Raw genomic sequence first — 19,357 nt, forward strand, 5'->3', positions numbered from 1 at the left:
TTGGCATCTAGCGCCCATGCAGCAAGCCTGAGCAGCTATCTTTTGAGAAGGAGCACACCATGGTTGATCGCGTGATAGCCACGCCTGCCGCGCTGGAGCTGATCGAAGTGCTCAAGGCCAAGCACGGCCCGCGCCTGTTCTTTCACCAGTCGGGTGGCTGCTGCGACAACAGCGCCGCCAACTGCTATATCGAGGGCGAGCTCACCATTGGCCCCGGGGATGTGAAGCTTGGCGAGATTGGCCGGTTGCCGTTTTATATGAGCACCTCGCAGTTCGAATACTGGAAGCACACCCAGCTCATCATCGACGTGATCGAGGGCCATGGCGGCGGCACACTCTCGCTGGAAGGGCCGGAAGGCAAGGCCTTTCTGACCCGCTCGCGCGTGTTTACGGATGAAGAACTGGCGCAGCTGCCGCCAGTCAATGCCTGCGACTCATCACCCCACCTGCGCCCGCACCCAGCGCACGATGTCACCCGCAGGTAATGCGCCAGAGATGCGGGCGACTTCATTGCCGTCTTCAAAAATGATCATGGTGGGAATGCTGCGGATACCGTAGGGTGCGGCCACGTGGGGATAGGCCTCGGTATCGAGCTTGGCAAAGCGCACGTTTGGCTCCAGCTGCTGGGCTGCCTGCGCAAAGGCGGGAGCCATCATGCGACATGGTCCGCACCAGGGGGCCCAGAAGTCCACGACGACCGGAAGATGGCTGCGGCCCACGTGCTTGGCAAAGCTCTCCGCATCCAGCTGCACGGGCTGGCCGGTGAACAGGGGCTGGTGGCAGCTGCCGCAGTTGGGAGCGGCGGACAAATCTGCCTCGGCCACGCGGTTGGTTTTGTGGCAGTGGGGGCAGACAACGTGCAGGGGTGCGAGAACAGTCATGGTGCAGTCCTTGAAAAAACTGGAAGACAAGCTGCTTCACAGGTGGTGCTGCCTGCCGTGTTTGCAAGTGCCGCAGCATCCATGCCTGAAAACTCCTGAAAATGAAGCTGCCAGCGCTTGTGTTTGCTTGATCTCAGCATCAAAACCATCTGAAACCTAGTCAATACAAGCGCTGACAGCTTTTATTTCTAGAGCAACCAGGCCACCAGCTTGATCAGGCTGAACAGCAGCACCGTCACCAGCACCGCGCTGGCAAAGGGTACAAAGAACTGCCGCCCCAGCAAGCGGAAGTTGAAGTCGCCCGGCAGACGGCCCAGCCCGATCTTCTGGATGATGCCTGTGGCACTGTTGACGAGCACCAGCAGAATAAAGATCAGGAGCATCCAGCGAATCATGGGCGCGTCCTACAGGCGGTGGGTGCGGTCACCGCGCACAAAGCCCAGCGCGTCCCAGGGCTCCACGCCCTTGGCCAGACCGATGACCTTGAACAGCTCGCCCATTTCATGCTCCATCATCAGCTTCATGGCGGGCACGCGCTCAGTCTGGCTCAGGGCGTCCAGCTTGGCCTGCAGGCCACAGTTGATGAGGAAATGCGCCTGCGTGGTGTAGCCCAGCACCTCAAAGCCGGCATCCTGCGCCGCCACGGCGGTGCCGGTGAAGTTGACGTGGGCCGTGATGTCCTTGAGGCCCACCTTGTCCAGCGGGTCGCTGTCCACCTGGTGCTGGTAGTGGCAGACCATGGTGCCCATGTGGCGCTGCGGGTGGTAGTACTCCGACTCGCCAAAGCCGTAGTCGATGAAGAAGGCCGCGCCACGCGTGAGGCGCTCACCCAGCGTACGGATAAAGGCTTCGCCCTGGGCGTGAATCTCGGTTTCGTAATCGTGCTCGCCATCCACCTCCAGCGGCGGGCGCAAGTCCGTGGGGCGGTTGGCCCAGACCAGCTGGCCGTTTTCCACGGCAATACCGCGCTCGAACCACTGGCCGTTGACGCGCGCAATGATCTGCACGGGCATGGCATCCAGCACCTCGTTGCCAACGATCACGCCCTGCATGTGCTCGGGCAGCGCACTGGCCCAGACCACCTTGGGGGCATGGGGTGCCAGGCGCTCCTGCTGGCGCGCGCGCAGCGTGCCGGACAGATCGACGATGGTGTAGCGCTCCACCTCCACGCCCAGGCGCTGCAGCTCGTCCAGTATCTGCAGCGCCAGCGCGCCCGTGCCTGCACCAAACTCCCAGATCTCACGCGTGCCGGTGCGCTCCATGGCTTCGGCCATCTGCGTGGCCACCAGCTGGCCGAATACGGGAGAGATCTCCGGCGCCGTCACAAAGTCGCTGCCGGAATCGGGCAGCGCACCGAATTTGGCAGTGTCGTTCGCGTAGTAGCCCAGCCCCGGCGTATACAGCGCCAGCGCCATGAAACGGTCAAAGCCAATCCATCCGCCAGCCTGGGCAATGGCCTTGTCAATGTGCGAGTGCAAGGCACTCGTTAAAATTGCGGGTTCTGTCATCACCCCCCATTGTCTCTTGTTCCATGGCTGTTTCTGAACGAAGCACTCGTTGTGCGCTGGTTACTGGTGCAGGCCGTCGCCTGGGCCGCGAGACTGCGCTCGCCCTGGCCAAGGCGGGGTGGGATGTGGCCGTGCACTTCAACCGCTCGGTAGAAGGTGCCCACGCCACCGTGGCAGAGTGCCAGGCGCTGGGCGTGCGCAGCGCTGCCTTTGCGGCCGATCTGGCCGACGAAGCTGCCGCCAATGCCCTGCTGCCCACCATCACGCAAGCGCTAGGCCCGGTCGATGCCGTGGTCAACAGCGCTTCCCTGTTTGAACATGACAGTGCCGAAAGCTTCAGCTACGCGCTGATGGAAAAGCACTGGCGCAGCAACACCGCCGCCCCGATTGCGCTGGCGCGTGCGCTGCACCAGCACATCCGCCAGCGCCGCGACAGCGGTGAGGCCGTTGCCGAAGGCGTTGTGGTCAACCTGCTGGACCAGAAGCTCTGGAACCAGAACCCGGACTTCATGAGCTACACCCTCTCCAAGGCTGCGCTGGAAGCCGCTGGCACCATGCTGGCGCTGGCCCTGGCGCCGCTGGTGCGTGTGGTCGGTGTGGCTCCGGGCCTGACCCTGACCAGCCACATGCTCAGCGACGAACGCTTTGCACAGCTGCACCAGCTCAGCCCACTGGGGCGCAGCTCCTCCCCTGGCGATGTGGCGGCTACCGTGCGTTTTGCGCTGGAAAACCGCTCCATCACAGGAACCACCTTGCTGGTCGACGGCGGCCAGCACCTACAGCGTTTTGAACGCGACTTTTCCTTGATGTAAGCCCCACAAGGGCTGATCCCCTGCGCCATGCACACTGCAAGCAGCAAGCAAATTCTGACCCTGACTGGACTGCGCTTTAACGCCAGTCTGGGCATCCTCGATCACGAAAAAACCACGCCCCAGCCCATCCAGGTGGACGCCGAGCTCAACCAGGGGGAACAGCCCCTGCGCCACGCGGATGAGGACATCTCCAACGTGCTGGACTACCGCAAGGTGCGCCAGATCATCATTGAAGAATGCACGTCCGAGCATGTGAACCTGCTCGAGAGCCTGATCGGCAAAGTCGCGCAACGCCTGATGCAGCTGCCCGGCGTGGTGGGCGTGCGCGTGAAGATCGCCAAACTTGAAATTTTTGATGACTGCGAAGTAGCAATTCGCGTCGAAACCGGACAATGGTGACCCCCATGAATGCTGTGACTGAAAACCCCTGGATTAGCGAAGACGAATCGGCTGAAGCAGCCGCAGCAGGCAACGACGCCGCTGAAGCCAAGCCTGGCAAGATCAAGATCGAGCGTGAGCAGATCAAGCTCGAAAAGCGCCTGTGCCGCGAAGTGGGCCGCGCCATCATGGACTTCAACATGATTGAAGACGGTGACAAGGTCATGGTCTGCATGTCCGGCGGCAAGGACAGCTACACCCTGCTGGACATCCTGCGCAAGCTGCAAAAGCGCGCGCCCGTGAAGTTCGACATCGTGGCCGTGAACCTGGACCAGAAGCAGCCCGGTTTTCCTGAGCATGTGCTGCCTGAGTACTTCCAGTCCATCGGCGTGGACTACCACATCGAAAACCAGGACACCTACTCCGTGGTCAAACGCGTCGTGCCCGAAGGCAAGACCACCTGCGGTCTGTGCTCGCGCCTGCGCCGCGCCATCCTGTACAAGGTGGCCGATGAGCTGGGCTGCACCAAGGTAGCCCTGGGCCACCACCGTGATGACATCGTGCAAACGCTGATGCTCAACATGTTCTACGGCGGCCGCATGAAGGGCATGCCACCGAAGCTAGTGTCGGATGACGGCAAGCACGTGGTGATTCGCCCCCTGTGCTATGTGCCCGAGAAAGACACTGCACGCTGGGCCAAGTACCAGAACTTCCCCATCATCCCCTGCAACCTGTGCGGCAGCCAGGACGGCCTGCAGCGCGTGGCCGTAGGCGACATGCTGCGAGAGTGGGACAAGAAGTTCCCTGGCCGTATCGAGAGCATGTTCCGCGCCATGGGCAACATCGTGACCACCCACATGATGGACCCCCAGCTGCACGACTTCAAGAACGCCAAGGCCACCGGCATTGCCGACCCCAATGGCGACACCGCGTTCGACCACGAAGAGCTGCCCAAGCCTTCTGCACTGCCTGGCGGCGTGCAGGTGGTACAGATCAACTAAAGCGTTTGACCGGCCCCGCAATGCGGGGCTTTTTTACACCTTGCTACGCCTCTGCATGCCACACTTGGCATGCTTGCTGATCTCAAGGAGCACACCTATGACCGCCACAAGATTCCTCCGTCGCTGCTGCATGGGCGCTGCCCTGGTGGTGGCTGCCGCACTGGCAGGCTGCGCCACCGGGCCACGTGAAATCACCTCCAGCGTTCAGTCCTACGCCAACATGGGTGGCATCCACCTGCCCGCCACCTATCGCATGGAGCTGCTGCCCTCACAGACGCACCAGCAAAGCTTTGCCCGCATTGAAGCCGCTGCACAGGATGCCCTGCAGCGTGTGGGTCTGACACGCGATCCTCGCCCCGATCTGGCACGCCTGGTGGTGCAGATTGGTGCCAGCGCCGACCAGGGCTATGCCTACCACCCTGGATATGACAACTGGTTCTACGGGCCACGCTTTGGCTGGGGGCTGGGCATGGGCTTTGGCGGCCCTCGCTGGGGCATGGGCATGAGCTGGATGGATGCGCCCCCCATGGTGTACTACCGTGGTGTACAGCTCGTGATTCGTGACACCAAGACGCAGCAGATCGTCTATGAAACCTCTGCCAAGTACGACGAAATCCGCGTCGATGACCAGCAGATCTGGCGTGTGCTGTTTGACGCGGCGCTGAGTGACTTTCCCCATCCGCCCCAAGGTGCTCGCCAGGTGCGCACCACCATCACCCCGCTGCCTGCTGCAAAGCCCGCAACGGATGCGGCCCCTGCCAGTGGCAGCACACCGGCTGCAGGCAGTGACACCAAGACGCCCTGAACCCCACGGGTGACAGCAAACTGCGGCATCGGCGGACACGCTGCTGCGATGCCGCAGTGCTATACCTTGTACCTGTCTATTTCAGATCAGAGTCTCGCTTATGCGCACCACTTCCTCCTTGCTGCTGAGCCTTGCTGCCGCAGCCCTTCTTGCTGGCTGTGCCAGCGGCCCCACCACTTACACCACCAGCGTGCAGAGCTACTCCGGCATGGCTGGCGTGCAGCTGCCCACCACCTATCGCATTGAACTGCTGCCCTCACAGGTGCAGAACCAGCAAAGCTTTGGCGTGATTGAAGCCTCCGCCCAGCAGGCGCTGGACCAGGTGGGCCTACGCCCCGCTGCAGACCCCACACAGGCCCATCTGGTGGTGCAGATTGATGCCATCAGCGTGGCCAACACCACCACGCCGTATAACGACTCCGCGTTTTACGCACCGCCCGGCGTCTATGGCTGGGGCTACGGCCGCCCATGGACACCCGGCCCCTGGGGCCCTGGTCCCTTCGGCCCCGGCCCTGCCATGGCATGGGCCACGGACTTTCCCTCCACCGTCTACCACCGCTCTGTGAATCTGGTGATGCGCGATGCCAAGACCCAGCGCATCGTCTACGAGACCTCGGCCCAGTACAACGACATGCAGGGCAATGATCCGCAGATCTGGGGCATCTTGTTCAGCTCTGCCCTGAACGACTTCCCCAACCCACCACAGGGCGTACGCCAGGTGCAGACCACGATTGCACCAGCCACACCCACTGCTCCTGCATCCAGCAAGTAACACGGCACATGGCCTGCACCGGGCTGCTACGGCGGCCTGGTGCAGTTGCAAAACACTACATGGCTGACACTGACCACACACCGAGGCGTGCTACGTTTAAGCCATTTCCCCAGCAGGAACTTCACCATGCATTCTTGGATTTCCACCGCCGCCCTGGCTGCAGCCCTGTGCAGCGCCAGCCTTGGCGCACATGCCTCCGGCCTGGACAGCCTGCGCCAGCAGGCCAGCCAGTTTGGTCTGGGTGGCAGCAGCAGCGAGCCATCCACCAACAGTTCAGCCCTTGGCGGCCTGCTGGGCAATAGCGGTGCGTCTGCAGGCTTGCTGTCTTCGCTGGGCATGCCCGCAGCTGATTCGGCCAGCAACGCCGCAGGCCTGATCACCTACTGCATCAAGAACAACTACCTGAACGCCAACAAGGCTAAACAGGTCAAGGCCGAGTTGCTGGGCAAGTTGGGCCTGAGCCCCCAGAAAAAGGAAGAGCCCAAAGACCAGGGCTATCTGAGCGGACTGGCAGGCATGATTACCGGCAGCAACGGCCAGAGCTTCAGCATGGACAAGCTCCAGGGCGACCTCAAGGAAAAGGCCTGCGACCTGGTGCTGGACAACGCCAAGTCCTTGCTCTAACCACCAAAACCATAGCTTCCTGCGCTTACGCTACAAGCGCTGGAAGGTCAAAAGGCTTGCACAGTGTGCAAGCCTTTTTGCTTTCCGGAGACGACACCATACCCCTGCGCTTGACCTTCCCATGATGTCAAGGATTACGCTGCACCCTATTCCCTTTAGCACCACAGGTTCTGCGTATGTCCACCCCACCATCCACGCCCCACGCCCACCCCGCCACCGCCGCTGTCCTCAGCCTGCCCGTGCACGGCATGAGCTGTGCCAGCTGCGTGGGCCGGGTCGAAAAGGCCGTGCGCCAGGTGCCTGGCGTGGCCGAGGTCAGTGTCAACCTGGCCACCGAGCGCATCCACATCCAGCCTGCTGGCCCGCTGGACACGGCCGCCGTGGTGCAAGCGATTGAAAAGGCCGGCTACGAGGTGCCCAGCCAGACCGTCGAGCTGGCCGTGGAAGGCATGACCTGCGCCAGCTGCGTGGGCCGGGTGGAACGTGCCCTGCAAAAAGTGCCCGGCGTGACCGCGGCCCAGGTGAACCTGGCCACCGAGCGCGCCACGGTCCAAGGCAGCGCCACGCTGGAGGCCCTGCTGGCCGCGCTGGACAAGGCCGGCTACCCCGGCCAACCCATCGACACCCAGGCCGCGCGGGCGCAAGCCGAGGCCCAGGCCGCACACAAGGAAGCCGAATACGCCGCGCTGCAGCGCGACTTCACCCTTGCTACGGTGCTGGCACTGCCGGTGTTTGTGCTGGAGATGGGTTCGCACCTGCTCCCCGGCATGCACCACTGGGTGGCGGGCACCATCGGCCTGCAAAACAGCTGGTACCTGCAGTGTGTGCTGACCGCGCTGGTGCTATTGATTCCCGGACGGCGCTTTTACACCAAGGGCCTGCCCGCCCTGCTGCGCGGTGGGCCAGACATGAATTCCCTGGTCGCCGTGGGCACGCTGGCGGCGTTCAGCTATTCCGTGGTCGCCACCTTCCTGCCCGGCCTGCTGCCGGCCGGCACGGTGAATGTGTACTTCGAGGCCGCCGCCGTCATCGTCGCGCTGATCCTGCTGGGCCGCATGCTGGAGGCCCGCGCCAAGGGCCGCACCTCGCAGGCCATCCAGCGGCTCATCGGCCTGCAGCCGCAGACGGCGCGCGTGCAGCGCGACGGGCAGTGGGTGGAGCTGCCGGCGGCCGACGTGCAGACCGGAGACCTCATCCAGGTGCGCCCCGGCGAGCGCGTGCCCGTGGACGGCACGGTGCTGGATGGCCAGAGCTATGTGGACGAATCCATGATCACCGGCGAGCCCGTGCCCGTGGCAAAGACCATTGATGACCGCGTGGTGGGCGGCACGGTCAACCAGACCGGGGCCTTCACTCTGCGCGCTACGGCCGTGGGCAGCGCCAGCGTGCTGGCGCAGATCATCCGGCTGGTGGAGCAGGCCCAGAGCGGCAAGCTGCCCATCCAGGCCGTGGTGGACAAGGTCACACTGTGGTTCGTGCCCGCCGTGATGGCCGCCGCCGTGCTCACCTTCCTGGTGTGGCTGGTGTTCGGCCCCACGCCGGCGCTGAGCTTTGCGCTGGTCAATGCCGTGGCCGTGCTCATCATCGCCTGCCCCTGCGCCATGGGCCTGGCCACCCCCACCTCCATCATGGTGGGTACCGGGCGGGGCGCCGAGCTGGGCGTGCTGTTCCGCCAGGGCGAAGCGCTGCAGCTGCTGAAAAACACCCAGGCCGTGGCCGTGGACAAGACCGGCACCCTGACCGAAGGCCACCCCGCGCTGACCGACCTGGAAGTGGCCGAGGGCTTTGACCGCGCCCAGGTGCTGGCGCTGACCGCGGCCGCCGAATCGCGCTCCGAGCACCCGATTGCCCGCGCCATCGTGCAAGCCGCCGAGCACGAGCAACTGACCGTGCCCGCCCTCAGCGACTTTGCCTCCATCACCGGCATGGGCGTGCGCGCCACGGCCCTGGGCCAGCGCGTGGAGGTCGGTGCCGACCGCTTCATGCACGCCCTGGGGCTGGACGTGGCGCGCTTCGCCGCCACGGCGGCCCGCCTGGGCAGCGAAGGCAAGTCGCCACTGTACGTGGCGGTGGACGGGCAGCTGGCCGCCATCATCGCCGTGGCCGACCCCATCAAGCCCAGCACGCCCGGCGCCATTGCCGCCCTGCATGCCCTGGGGTTGAAAGTCATCATGATCACCGGCGACAACGCCCGCACCGCGCAGGCGATTGCCGCGCGCCTGGGCATTGACGAAGTGGTGGCCGAGGTGCTGCCCGAAGGCAAGGTGACCACGCTGCAGCAGCTGCAGGCCACACACGGCCATGTCGCCTTTGTCGGCGACGGCATCAACGACGCGCCAGCGCTGGCCGCGGCCGATGTCGGCATCGCGATCGGCACCGGCACCGACGTGGCCGTGGAAGCCGCCGACGTGGTGCTGATGTCCGGCAGCCTGCAGGGCGTGCCGAACGCGATTGCGCTGTCCAAGGCCACCATGGGCAACATCCGGCAGAACCTGTTCTGGGCCTTTGCCTACAACACGGCGCTGATCCCCGTGGCTGCCGGCGCGCTCTACCCCGCGTATGGTGTCCTGCTGTCGCCGATTTTTGCGGCCGGTGCCATGGCACTGTCGAGTGTGTTTGTGCTGGGCAATGCCTTGCGCTTGCGCAGCTTTAAGGCGCCGATGGCAGAGGCTGCGGCCTGATCGATGGCGACCATCCCGTGTTTGACGGCAGAGGCCGGGAGTTCGTCCCGGCGGCCAAGTGATTTTCTGGGTGCGCCCAGAAGGTCACCAAAGATGCGCTTGGGCCTGCCCGCCGCGAAACTTGCTGTCCGCTGTACCAGCGCGCCGCTCAAACATCCGCGGCGCGTCAGGAGATGGATGCAGACCTGTCGCGCAGCAGCGCTGCGGCAGGTCTGCCGTAGTGCCTGCGCTGTGCCACATGTTCCCAACCATCGGTGCACTGTGAAAATTTTCGGAGAGAGCCTATGAACATCGGAGAAGCAGCCAAGGCCTCGGGCGTGTCGGCCAAGATGATTCGCTATTACGAGTCGGTGGGGCTGATTCCGCCTATCCACCGCACCGAGTCCGGCTACCGCGCGTACAGCGGGTCGGATGTGCACATGCTGCGCTTCATCCGCCGCGCACGCGATCTGGGGTTTGCGGTGGCGGAGATTCACGACCTGCTGGACCTGTGGCTGGACCGCAGCCGCAAAAGCGCAGACGTGAAGCGCGTGGCGATGCAGCACATCCAGGACCTGCAGCGGCGCATCCAGGAGCTGCAGCAGATGTCCGACACCCTGCAGGCGCTGACCGCCTGCTGCGCGGGCGATGAACGGCCCGACTGCCCCATCCTGCAAGGGCTGGAGACGGCCGACCTCCCCGCACCCGCCGCGGAGGACGGTGCGGCCCCGACCCAGGCCACCTGCTGCCCGCCCGCCCGCTAGCCGCCCATCACCGCAACGCCCCACAAAAAAGGCCATGGCATGTGCCATGGCCTTTGGGGCGCGCGTGGCGTGGGTCAGCCGCAGCCGCCCCCCACGGGGTGGTGCGTTGCGCTTACTGCACCTGCGCGGGGTAGCCCGCCTCTTCCAGCGCCGCCACCACCGCGGCCTGCGGGGCAGTGGTCTGCACCTGCACTGTGTGGGTGGGGATGTCCACCGTCACCTGCGCGGCGGCATCTACGGATTGGATCGCCTTGGTCACGCTGCGGGCGCAGCCGCCGCAGGTCATGCTGTCGATGTGAAATTGCATGGCAAAACTCCTGGTCAAAATGCAATGGCGCCAGACTAAGGCTTGCCATGATGGGAAGGTCAAGCCCTTGCGCCACGCAGGGTGAGCCGGCGTGCACGCCCTAAAAATCAGAGCAGGCTGCGCCGATCCTGTGTGTGCTATACAGTGAAAACACCCGATAAATCGCGCCACCCAGATCTTGGGATTGCCCTGGTGACCCCGCCGCACTTGCGCCCAGGCCCACATGCCGGCTCCACGACAGGCCACAGAGACCGAGCTTGCTGCTGCCGCTGGGGCATGACATCAACACCCTTGACCCCACAGGCATGGCATGGGCCGCACTGGGTGGAACGGGCTGGGCCTGCTACATCATCTTTGGCAAGCGTGTGGGACACCTTCCGGTGAGCATTACCGCACCGCTGGGCGCTGCCATGGCTGCCTTGGTGGTTGTCCCTGTGGGGGTGGTGCATGCAGGCACTGCATTGCTGGCGCCAGACGTACTGCTCACCAGTCTGGGCGTAGCCCTGATCTCCAGTGCCATTCCCATTTCGCTGGAGCTGTTTGCACTGAAGCATCTGCCCAAAAACGTTTTTGGCACCATGACCAGCATGGAGCCTGCCGTGGCGGCCTTGCTGGCGCTGCTGCTACTTGGTGAGGTGCTCAGCTGGAGCCAGTGCCTGGCCATTGGTCTGATCTTGCTAGCATCCATGGGTTGCGCACTCACTGCACAGTCACAGACTGTCAAAACCAAGCAGCCCGACACCCCGCTGCAGCAGGCTTAAAAAACATAGCTGCCAGCGCTTATGCCATAAGCGCTGGATCCATAAAAACCTCCAAACCCTGCTGCCAGGGTGGACGGTATCAGACTGGCAGCAGTTCCTTTGCAGAAGCCAGCGCCTGCAGCACGGGCACAGTGGTCTGCACTGCCAGCGCAATGCGCGCATCCACCGCTGCACTGTGCAGTCTGCCGTCCTGAAAGTCTTCTGCCGAGGCATACACCCCCACCGGCAATGTCAGGGTCTGGAAAAAAGACAGCAAGGGGCGCAGCTGGTGCTCAATCACCAGGGCATGCCGCTGGCTGCCACCCGTCGCTGCCAGCAGCACAGGTTTATCAGCCATCGCAGGCGTATCCAGCAAGTCAAACAGGTGCTTGAACAGGCCCGGCACACTGCCTCGAAAGACAGGTGCTCCTACGATCAGAAAGTCAGCCGTTTCTATGGCCTGCAATGCGCGCATGGCACGCTCTGGCAGTTGCTCACGCCACAGGCAGGTGCCGATGTCTTCAAACAGATCTACCAGGTCGATGTGCAAGGTCTCCAGCGGCAACTGGGTATGCAGCTGGGCATGCAGCGCATCCAGCAGCGATCGTGTTTTGGAAGGGCGAGCCAGACTGCCATTCAAGATGACCGTACGGATAGAGCGTTGCGTAGACATGGGTGTGAGCAATCCAAAAAAATGCGGCGTGGCGGTGACCGCCAGTGAATGAATACCGTCGATTACAAGTGCTGCACACGCATGCACCAACGAAATTGATTGCATGAGCATATTGCGCAAACAGAGATACCTGCGCACAGGCTGCACGCCGCGCTTCCGGCCATTCGCTCTTTAAGTCACTGTTGCCACAGAACTTTCTGTCGTTGATCGACTGCCAGCACCACGCACCCCGTGCGCAGATGGATGTTTTGGTTGTTTTCAAATAAAGAATCCTTCGTTCCCTGCGCTGCAGCGCTTGCCTAGCATCCGCCCCATTCCAAACACAAGGGAGCCGCCGTATGCACAAGCGTCAATTCTTAACAGGCAGTGCCGCCTTGCTGGCCTGGTACATGGCTGGCAGTGCGCAAGCAACGTCAGCCGCCGTAGACCACAAAACCAAGCTGGTCGTGGCCGACCAGAGTGAGCTGATTCGCCATCTGCTCGATGCCAGCGGAGAGCGCAAGACACTGCCCTTCCAGCTGGAGCTGCCCAACTTTGCAGGCGGTCCTGCCATTTTTGAAGCCATGCGTGCAGGTGCGCTGGACATTGCCTATGTGGGCGATACACCGCCCATCCAGGCCCGGGCTGCAGGCGTACACCTGCCCATCATTGCCACCTTTAGCCGTGAACTGGCGCAATACCGCCTGCTCCAGCAGGCCAATGCAGGTGTAGAGCGCCTGAGCGATCTGCGCGGCAAGCGCGTGAGCTATGTGGAAGGTTCTGGCCGCCAGGTGTTTCTGATCGAAGCACTCAACCGCGCAGGCCTCACCCTCAAAGACGTACAGCCTGTGCATCTGCGCGTCTCTGAGCTCAACGATGCACTGCGCGCCAAGGCCGTGGATGTTGCCGTCATTACCGAGCCCCACGTCTCGCGCCTGAGCAAGCAAATCGGTGCACGTCTGGTGCCTGACCCACAGGAGCGCCAGCTTCTGCCTTCCACCTCCTACCTCTATGCACGCCCTGAAGTGCTGGCAGACCCACAGAAAACACAGGCCATTGCACAGTTTCTGGCTGCCTTTGTGCGTGCAGGCAACTGGAGCAATGCCAACGAGGCCGCATGGGGTGAGCACTACTACCGCAAGTTCCAGCGACTGGATGCACAGACCACGGCTGCCATTCAGGCCTCGCTGTCTCCGTTGATCTTCGAGACTGCCGCCGAAGCCCAGCCCCTGCACCAGCGCCTGATTGACACCCTGTACGCAGCGGGCTCACTGCCACAGCGCCTGGATGCCAACGACTCTTTCGTCACCACGTTTGACTCCGTCGTGACCACCACACGCCGACAAGCTCCCGCCAAAAACTGACTGGACATTGCCATGCCCTCCATCCCTCTCTCTGCCTCTGCCCGCTGGTCTGAACGCTCCACCGATGCATCAGGTTTGCACACGGCACCAGCGGCTGTGCCTGCCGCCGCAGTACGCGCTACGCCCGCACTGGTGCCTGCCCGTGCGCCTGCATCCCTGCTCATGCTCGGCCCTGTGCTGCTGTTTCTGATCTGGGAAATCGCATCCCGCGCAGGCTGGCTCTCGCCCGAAACACTCACCGCCCCTTCGCAGGCATTGGCCGTTGGCTATGAAATGCTGAGCGACGGCTCGCTCATGCCCCATCTGCTGGCCTCTGCCACACGCGCCTACACGGGCTTGCTGCTGGGCGTGCTCACCGGCGTGGTGCTGGCATTGGCTGCCGGCCTGACCCGTACGGGCGAAGCCCTGATTGATGGCATTGTGCAAATCAAGCGTGCCGTGCCCACCCTGGCGCTGATTCCACTGGCCATCATCTGGCTGGGCATTGGTGAGGCCATGAAGGTGTTCCTCATCTTCACCGCCGTGCTCGTGCCCGTGTATATCAACACCCACGCCGCCTTGCGCAGCATTGATATTGGCCATGTCGAACTGGCACAGACACTGGGCCTGTCGCGTGCCACCTTCATCCGCAAAGTGGCCCTGCCCGGTGCCCTGCCCGGCTTCTTTGTGGGCCTGCGCATGGCTGTAGCCCTGTGCTGGACGGCACTGGTCGTGCTGGAGCTGATCAACACCCAGACTGGCATTGGCTACCTGATGAACCGTGCCCGTGACTGGGGCCAGACCGATGTGATCGTGGTCGGCATCCTCATCTACGCACTGCTGGGCCTGCTCTCTGATGCTGCTGTGCGCCGCCTGGAAGCCCGTGTGCTGTCCTACCGGAGGTCGCTGGGCTCATGACCACAGACACCCTTCCCCTCGGCCAGGTCGAACTGCGCCAGTTCAGCCGCAGCTTTCAGCACAAGCGCATTCTGGACGCCATCGACCTGCACATTCCTGCAGGCCAGTTTGTGGCCCTGCTTGGTGAATCCGGTTCCGGCAAGACCACGCTGCTGCGTGCCGTGGCGGGGCTGGACAGCGATGCACACAGCACAGGTCTGGCGCAAGCCAGCGGCAATGTCTCCGTGCTCTTTCAGGACTCGCGCCTGCTGCCCTGGCTATCCGTCATGGACAACCTCACGCTGGGAATCGAGCAACAGCCCCATGTCCACGCACGTGCCCAGCATCTGCTTCAGGAAGTCGGCCTGGGCGACAAGGCCAGCGTCTGGCCCAGCACGCTGTCTGGCGGTCAGAAACAGCGCGCCGCACTGGCGCGGTCACTGCTGCGCGAGCCCCATGTACTGCTGGCCGACGAGCCCTTTGGCGCGCTGGATGCGCTGACCCGCATGCGCATGCAAAGCCTGCTGCTGCAGCTGGTAGAGCGCACCCATCCCACGGTGATTCTGGTCACCCATGACGTGGACGAAGCCCTGCTGCTGGCCGACCGCATTCTGGTCATACAGCACGGAAAGATCGCCCAGGACCACGACGTAGGCCTGCCCCAGCCCCGTCGCCCCGACCACCCCCGCTTCATGCAGCTGCGTACCGAACTGCTGCGCAGCCTGGGCGTGGAAACCATAGCCCCCGCCCTTGCCTGAAGGAGTTTGCAACATGTCCCGACAACTGCACCTGAACCTTTTCCTCATGACCCGCGGCCATCACGAAGGTGCCTGGCGCCATCCTGCGGCCAATCCCAAGTCACTGACTGACCTGGCGCTGTACGTTGACGCTGCCCGGATTGCCGAAGCCGCCAAGTTTGATGCAGTGTTTCTGGCCGACAGTCTGGTCGGCCCTGAAAGCGGTCAGCTCACCTCCGGCACGCTGGAGCCGCTGACACTGCTGACTGCGCTTGCCACCAGAACGGAACGCATTGGCCTGATCGGCACTGCCTCCACCTCCTACAGCCACCCTTACACGCTGGCACGCCAGTTCGCCTCGCTGGACCACATCTCCAAGGGCCGTGCAGGCTGGAACATCGTCACGTCCTGGGCGCCACGCGCTGGTGAAAACTACGGCCTGAGCACCGACATTGAGCATGGTGACCGCTACCGCATTGCCAAAGAGTTTGTCGAAGCCGTGGATGCGCTGTGGCGCAGCTACCCTGCCAGCGCCATCGTGGATGATGCAGCCAGCGGCCAGTTTGTGGATATTGGGCAGATTCGCCCCGTCAACTACGCTGGCCAGCACATCCGCACCCGTGGCCCGCTGAACGTGCCCAGCAGCCCGCAGGGCCGCCCGGTGCTGGTGCAGGCGGGCCAGTCCGAAGACGGGCGCGCTTTTGCTGCCCAGTGGGCTGAGGCCATCTTTACCGCCCATGGCAGCAAGGCATCGGCGCAAGACTTCTACCAGGACATCAAAGGCCGCGCTCAGGCAACAGGCCGCCGCCCGGAAGACATCGTCATCCTGCCCGGCATCAGCGCTGCCATTGGCTCCACCGAATACGAGGCACGGCAGGTCTGGGAAGAGCTGGACAGCCTGACCAGCGTAGAAGTAGGCCTGACCCGCCTGTCCGCACGCTTCGGTGGACACGACTTCTCGCACCTGCCACTGGATCGCAAGCTCAGCCGTGATGACTTCCCCGATCCCCATCTGGTCGAAGCCTCCAAGAGCCGTGCCATTGGCTATGTGGAAACCACGCTGCGCGATGGACTCACACTGCGCCAGCTGCTCAAGCGTCTGGCGGGTGCACGCGGCCACCTGGCGATTGCGGGCACGCCCGAGCAAGTGGCTGACACCATTGAAGACTGGTTCACCACCGGCGCTGCCGATGGTTTTAACGTCATGCCGCCCATCATCAACCAGCAGCTGGAACTGTTTGCCAGCGAGGTCGTGCCCATTCTGCGCAAGCGTGGCCTGTTCCGCAGCGACTACAGCAGCCACACGCTGCGCGGCCACTTCGGTCTGCAGGAGCTGCCTGCCGTGCACCACACAGCCGCGGCCCAGGCAAGCATCAAGGCGGCATAAGCCTTTCTCACGGCACAGCCATTGTGCTTGGCCATGACTTTCAAAAAAATAGCTGCCAGCGCTTACTCGATAAGCGCTGGCAGGCAAAAAACTGCTACATCACAGCGGTACAAGAATGATGTTCATGCGCCCTGCGCTGCCACCCATGCAGCCACATCCGCCAGACAGGCATCTTTGACCGCTCCCTCGGCACTGCTGCCAGCCAGATACGCCGTCACGATCCATGGCGCACCCTGGGGTGGGATCAAGAAGCCAATGTCGTTCGCATCCGTGGCATTGGTGCCGGTTTTATCGCCCACCTGCCACGATGCAGGCACACCCGCTTTCAGACGTTTGCCACCTGTGGTGTTGGCCAGCAACCATTGCCGCAACTGCTGGCGCGATGCCGTTGAGAGCGCCTCGCCCACCAAGAGCTTGTGCATGGTCTGTGCCATGGCACGGGGGCTGGTCGTGTCCAGCAACCCATCGCTGGAGAGGCGGTTGAGCGTTGGCTCATTGCGGTCCAGCCGTGTAACCGCGTCCCCCAGCTGGCGCGCATAGGCGGTCAGCGCTGCAGGGCCACCGTAGCTTTCCAGAATCAGATTGCCTGCTGTGTTGTCGCTGGTGGTGATGGTGGCCGCGCACAGCTCGCCCAGCGTCAGCCCCGGGCCATCGGCATGTTTTTCGGTGATGGGTGACCAGGGAATCAGCGCACTGCGCGGGTAGGCCATACGCCGCTGCAACGACTCCTGCCCCTGGTCGACACGGTGCAGCACCAGGGCACTGGCCAGCAGCTTGAAAGAGCTGAGCATCATGAAGCGCTCATCTTCGCGCCAGCCCCATTGCTGCCCGGTGGCAGTGTCCACAATGCTCACGCCCAGTCGCCCCTGTGCCTTCGCCTCCAGGGCCTGACAGTGCGCCTGCAAAGAGGCTGAACGGTGATCGGTTTTTGCGCTGGCACAGCCAGCCAGCAGGGTCAAACAAGCAGAAGTCGTAAACAGGCGGCGAGAGAGCATGAAGTTTTTCCAACCAAAAAACGCAGCAAAAAGCAGCGCTATTGTTGGCGATTCGCGCTATGCCCTGCCCTGTGTTGGCCCTACACGCTGGCGCTTTAACGCTTCGCCCCCGCCTGCAGCAGCAAAGCCTCGATCTGCCCATAGCCACGCTGGCGGGCATGCTGCAAGGGGGTGATACCTTCGGCATCTGCAATATGCGGGTCTGCCCCGGCCGCCAGCAGATCCTGCACGATCTGCACATGCTGCGGGCCGCCCTGGCCCAGCACAATGGCTTCCATCAGCGCCGTCCAGTGCAAGCGGTTGATGTGGTTCACATCTACCCCTGCGGCAATCAGCAGGCGCACCGTTTCCACATGGCCACGCTCCGCGGCAGGAATCAGGGCCGTGCCGCCATAGCGGTTCAGGCTTTGCAGGTCTGCACCGTGCTGCAGCGTCATCTTGAGAATTTCGTTGTGCCCGCGTGCCCCCGCATAGAGGTAGGGGCTGTCCTGCATCTGGTCCTTGGCGTTCACATCAGCCCCGGCGGCCATGAGCAGCCGCGCAGCTTCCACCTGGTTGTGGTGGGTGGCAACCAGCAGCGGTGTTTCGCCACGGCGGTTGCGTGCATCCACCGGCGCACCTTGCTCCAGTGCTGTGCGCAGCTGCACCACATCGCCACGCTGCGCTGCCTCGTGCAGTGGCTGCTGCGGCGCACCGCCGCTGGCACTGGCGGTGGCAGACATCCACATGGCCAGCAGCACCCCCAAGGCCATTCCCCTGCGTTTCCAGAACATTGCCACGCTCCTCGTCAAACTTTGAACCGCATGCTGCTCAGCGGGCAGCCACCGCTTCTGGCAGCTGCCAGATCTCACCCTTGCGCACCACCTTGCGTGCATACGGCGCAGTCGCTACGGCAGCGGCTGCATTGGGCGCCTGCACCAGCACAAAATCTGCCGCATGGCCGGGCTGCAGGCCGTAGCCGGCCTTGCCCATCACCGCTGCGCTGGCATGCGTTGCCATGTCCAGCGCCACGCGCAGATCGGCATCGGTGTAAAAGCCTGAGCGATAGGCCACCAGCATGGCGCGCTGCAACATGTCGCCATTGCCAAAGGGCCACCAGGCATCCTGAATATTGTCATTGCCGCTGAACACCCGTACCCCGGCCTCGCGCAGCTTGAGCACTGGCGGAAAGCCATGGTTGCCCGGTGCATTCGTCATGATGGCAATGCCCGCCCGGGCCAGCACCTCCGCAATGCGCTGCAATGCGGCATCGTCCAGATCCCCCAGGCCATAGGCATGGCTGACGGCCACACGCCCCTGCATGCCCAGTGCCTCGGTGCGCGCAGCAATGCGCTGCAGATCGGCCATGCAAATCTCACCGGGCTCGTGCAGGTGGATGTCTACCTTGGCGGCATGCCGCTCGGCCAGATCAAACACCACGTCCAGCTGCCCATCGGGGTCACCATCGAAAGTAGTGGGGTCAATGCCGCCCACCACCTGCGCCCCGGCACGCATGGCCTGATCCAGCACCTGCGCCGTGCCCGGGCAGCTCACCACGCCAGCCTGCGGAAAGGCCACCAGCTCTATCTCCAGCCACTGTTCCCACTTGGCATGTGCCTGCAGCACGGCTTCCAGATGCGTGAGCTGTGTGGTCGCGTCCACATCCACATGGCAGCGCATGGCCATGGTGCCAAACCCTGCGGCCTGCGCCATCAAGGCCTCAGCACGCGCCACCATGGGCCGGGCGGAGGCCAGCGCCTGTTTTTCCACCGCCAGACGCTCACGCAGGCTGCTCACGGGCTGGTGGGAATGCCAGCGGTCGCCCACAAAGCTTTTGTCCAGATGGATATGGCCATCCACAAACCCCGGCAGCAGCACATGGCCTGCCACATCCACCACCTCTGCATGCGGCAGCACTGGGCACTCGCTGGCCATGCTGGTAATACGCCCCTGCTGCACCGCCACATGCACAGGTGCGCCATCCATATCTACGGCGTTGATAAAAATGCGATCGTTCATGCACTCACTCCCCAACAGTAGCGGCACACCGCGCAGCACGCGCTGCTTGCGCCTTATGCATTGACCATACGCGAAACCGCATTGTGCTGCCCATGC

22 protein-coding genes are annotated in these 19,357 nt (G+C 63.3%); 14 read left to right on the top strand and 8 right to left on the bottom strand.

What is annotated here, in order from left to right; all coding sequences use genetic code 11:
• Positions 1 to 59 precede the first annotated feature (59 nt).
• The gene (locus F7P80_RS10405) at positions 60 to 485 is read left to right on the top strand and encodes a DUF779 domain-containing protein (RefSeq protein WP_080025158.1); all 426 of its coding nucleotides are present in this window, start codon (positions 60 to 62) and stop codon (positions 483 to 485) included.
• Here the strand turns inward: F7P80_RS10405 and trxC are convergent.
• From trxC to F7P80_RS10420, 3 genes are all read right to left on the bottom strand, one after another.
• A complete protein-coding gene (gene trxC / locus F7P80_RS10410) occupies positions 438 to 881 on the bottom strand; it encodes a thioredoxin TrxC (protein WP_058879450.1) in 444 nt (147 codons plus the stop codon). The genes F7P80_RS10405 and trxC overlap by 48 nt on opposite strands.
• Before the next feature lie 188 nt (positions 882 to 1,069).
• Positions 1,070 to 1,276: a DUF2905 family protein gene (locus F7P80_RS10415; RefSeq protein ID WP_151044600.1), complete on the bottom strand. Its 207-nt coding sequence runs from the start codon at positions 1,274 to 1,276 to the stop codon at positions 1,070 to 1,072.
• A gap of 9 nt (positions 1,277 to 1,285) precedes the next feature.
• Positions 1,286 to 2,296: a class I SAM-dependent methyltransferase gene (locus tag F7P80_RS10420; protein ID WP_151044704.1), complete on the bottom strand. Its 1,011-nt coding sequence runs from the start codon at positions 2,294 to 2,296 to the stop codon at positions 1,286 to 1,288.
• A 116-nt stretch (positions 2,297 to 2,412) separates the two neighbouring features.
• On the opposite strand from F7P80_RS10420, the gene F7P80_RS10425 reads away from it, so the two are divergent.
• The 8 genes from F7P80_RS10425 (at position 2,413) to cueR (ending at position 10,205) form a co-directional block, all read left to right on the top strand.
• A complete protein-coding gene (locus tag F7P80_RS10425) occupies positions 2,413 to 3,201 on the top strand; it encodes an SDR family oxidoreductase (RefSeq protein ID WP_077345303.1) in 789 nt (262 codons plus the stop codon).
• 27 nt (positions 3,202 to 3,228) lie between these two features.
• Complete coding sequence (locus tag F7P80_RS10430; RefSeq protein WP_151044602.1) at positions 3,229 to 3,600, top strand: dihydroneopterin aldolase; 372 nt, start codon at positions 3,229 to 3,231, stop codon at positions 3,598 to 3,600.
• Complete coding sequence (gene ttcA / locus F7P80_RS10435; RefSeq protein ID WP_077345304.1) at positions 3,594 to 4,580, top strand: tRNA 2-thiocytidine(32) synthetase TtcA; 987 nt, start codon at positions 3,594 to 3,596, stop codon at positions 4,578 to 4,580. The genes F7P80_RS10430 and ttcA overlap by 7 nt, the downstream gene beginning before the upstream one ends.
• 97 nt (positions 4,581 to 4,677) lie before the next feature.
• Positions 4,678 to 5,385, top strand: a complete 708-nt coding sequence (locus F7P80_RS10440; protein ID WP_077345305.1) for a DUF4136 domain-containing protein — start codon at positions 4,678 to 4,680, stop codon at positions 5,383 to 5,385.
• Between the two features lie 100 nt (positions 5,386 to 5,485).
• Positions 5,486 to 6,157: a DUF4136 domain-containing protein gene (locus tag F7P80_RS10445; RefSeq protein WP_054067793.1), complete on the top strand. Its 672-nt coding sequence runs from the start codon at positions 5,486 to 5,488 to the stop codon at positions 6,155 to 6,157.
• Between the two features lie 126 nt (positions 6,158 to 6,283).
• Positions 6,284 to 6,781 (top strand): YjjA family protein, encoded by a 498-nt coding sequence (locus tag F7P80_RS10450; protein WP_151044603.1) that lies wholly within the window; start codon positions 6,284 to 6,286, stop codon positions 6,779 to 6,781.
• Between the two features lie 176 nt (positions 6,782 to 6,957).
• Positions 6,958 to 9,462, top strand: a complete 2,505-nt coding sequence (locus F7P80_RS10455) for a heavy metal translocating P-type ATPase (protein WP_151044605.1) — start codon at positions 6,958 to 6,960, stop codon at positions 9,460 to 9,462.
• 284 nt (positions 9,463 to 9,746) lie between these two features.
• The gene (cueR, locus tag F7P80_RS10460; RefSeq protein ID WP_151044607.1) at positions 9,747 to 10,205 is read left to right on the top strand and encodes a Cu(I)-responsive transcriptional regulator; all 459 of its coding nucleotides are present in this window, start codon (positions 9,747 to 9,749) and stop codon (positions 10,203 to 10,205) included.
• A gap of 112 nt (positions 10,206 to 10,317) precedes the next feature.
• Here cueR and F7P80_RS10465 read toward each other — a convergent pair whose 3' ends face one another.
• The gene (locus F7P80_RS10465) at positions 10,318 to 10,512 is read right to left on the bottom strand and encodes a heavy-metal-associated domain-containing protein (protein WP_042420287.1); all 195 of its coding nucleotides are present in this window, start codon (positions 10,510 to 10,512) and stop codon (positions 10,318 to 10,320) included.
• Between the two features lie 257 nt (positions 10,513 to 10,769).
• Here F7P80_RS10465 and F7P80_RS10470 point away from each other — a divergent pair, with 257 nt between their 5' ends.
• Positions 10,770 to 11,273: an EamA family transporter gene (locus F7P80_RS10470; protein ID WP_346265188.1), complete on the top strand. Its 504-nt coding sequence runs from the start codon at positions 10,770 to 10,772 to the stop codon at positions 11,271 to 11,273.
• A 79-nt stretch (positions 11,274 to 11,352) separates the two neighbouring features.
• Here the strand turns inward: F7P80_RS10470 and msuE are convergent, their stop codons facing one another.
• Positions 11,353 to 11,925 carry an FMN reductase gene (gene msuE / locus F7P80_RS10475; RefSeq protein ID WP_151044609.1) on the bottom strand — a complete coding sequence of 191 codons (573 nt, stop codon included), beginning with the start codon at positions 11,923 to 11,925 and terminating at the stop codon, positions 11,353 to 11,355.
• Positions 11,926 to 12,263: 338 nt separating this feature from the next.
• Between msuE and F7P80_RS10480 the strand changes: the two genes are divergently transcribed.
• From F7P80_RS10480 to F7P80_RS10495, 4 genes are read left to right on the top strand one after another with little or no spacing between them, the layout of a single operon-like run.
• Positions 12,264 to 13,268 carry an ABC transporter substrate-binding protein gene (locus F7P80_RS10480; RefSeq protein ID WP_151044610.1) on the top strand — a complete coding sequence of 335 codons (1,005 nt, stop codon included), beginning with the start codon at positions 12,264 to 12,266 and terminating at the stop codon, positions 13,266 to 13,268.
• 12 nt (positions 13,269 to 13,280) lie between these two features.
• Positions 13,281 to 14,165, top strand: a complete 885-nt coding sequence (locus F7P80_RS10485) for an ABC transporter permease (RefSeq protein WP_151044612.1) — start codon at positions 13,281 to 13,283, stop codon at positions 14,163 to 14,165.
• Positions 14,162 to 14,902, top strand: a complete 741-nt coding sequence (locus F7P80_RS10490) for an ABC transporter ATP-binding protein (RefSeq protein WP_151044614.1) — start codon at positions 14,162 to 14,164, stop codon at positions 14,900 to 14,902. The genes F7P80_RS10485 and F7P80_RS10490 overlap by 4 nt, the downstream gene beginning before the upstream one ends.
• A 13-nt stretch (positions 14,903 to 14,915) precedes the next feature.
• Positions 14,916 to 16,268, top strand: a complete 1,353-nt coding sequence (locus F7P80_RS10495) for an LLM class flavin-dependent oxidoreductase (protein ID WP_151044615.1) — start codon at positions 14,916 to 14,918, stop codon at positions 16,266 to 16,268.
• Between the two features lie 122 nt (positions 16,269 to 16,390).
• On the opposite strand, the gene bla is transcribed toward F7P80_RS10495, so the two are convergent.
• From bla to F7P80_RS10510, 3 genes are all read right to left on the bottom strand, one after another.
• The gene (bla, locus tag F7P80_RS10500) at positions 16,391 to 17,263 is read right to left on the bottom strand and encodes a class A beta-lactamase (protein WP_151044617.1); all 873 of its coding nucleotides are present in this window, start codon (positions 17,261 to 17,263) and stop codon (positions 16,391 to 16,393) included.
• A 95-nt stretch (positions 17,264 to 17,358) separates the two neighbouring features.
• Positions 17,359 to 18,036, bottom strand: a complete 678-nt coding sequence (locus F7P80_RS10505; RefSeq protein WP_151044619.1) for an ankyrin repeat domain-containing protein — start codon at positions 18,034 to 18,036, stop codon at positions 17,359 to 17,361.
• A gap of 37 nt (positions 18,037 to 18,073) precedes the next feature.
• Positions 18,074 to 19,261 (bottom strand): amidohydrolase family protein, encoded by a 1,188-nt coding sequence (locus F7P80_RS10510; protein WP_151044620.1) that lies wholly within the window; start codon positions 19,259 to 19,261, stop codon positions 18,074 to 18,076.
• Positions 19,262 to 19,357 lie beyond the last annotated feature (96 nt).

Source organism: Comamonas kerstersii (assembly GCF_008801935.1).
GTDB lineage: Bacteria > Pseudomonadota > Gammaproteobacteria > Burkholderiales > Burkholderiaceae_C > Comamonas > Comamonas kerstersii.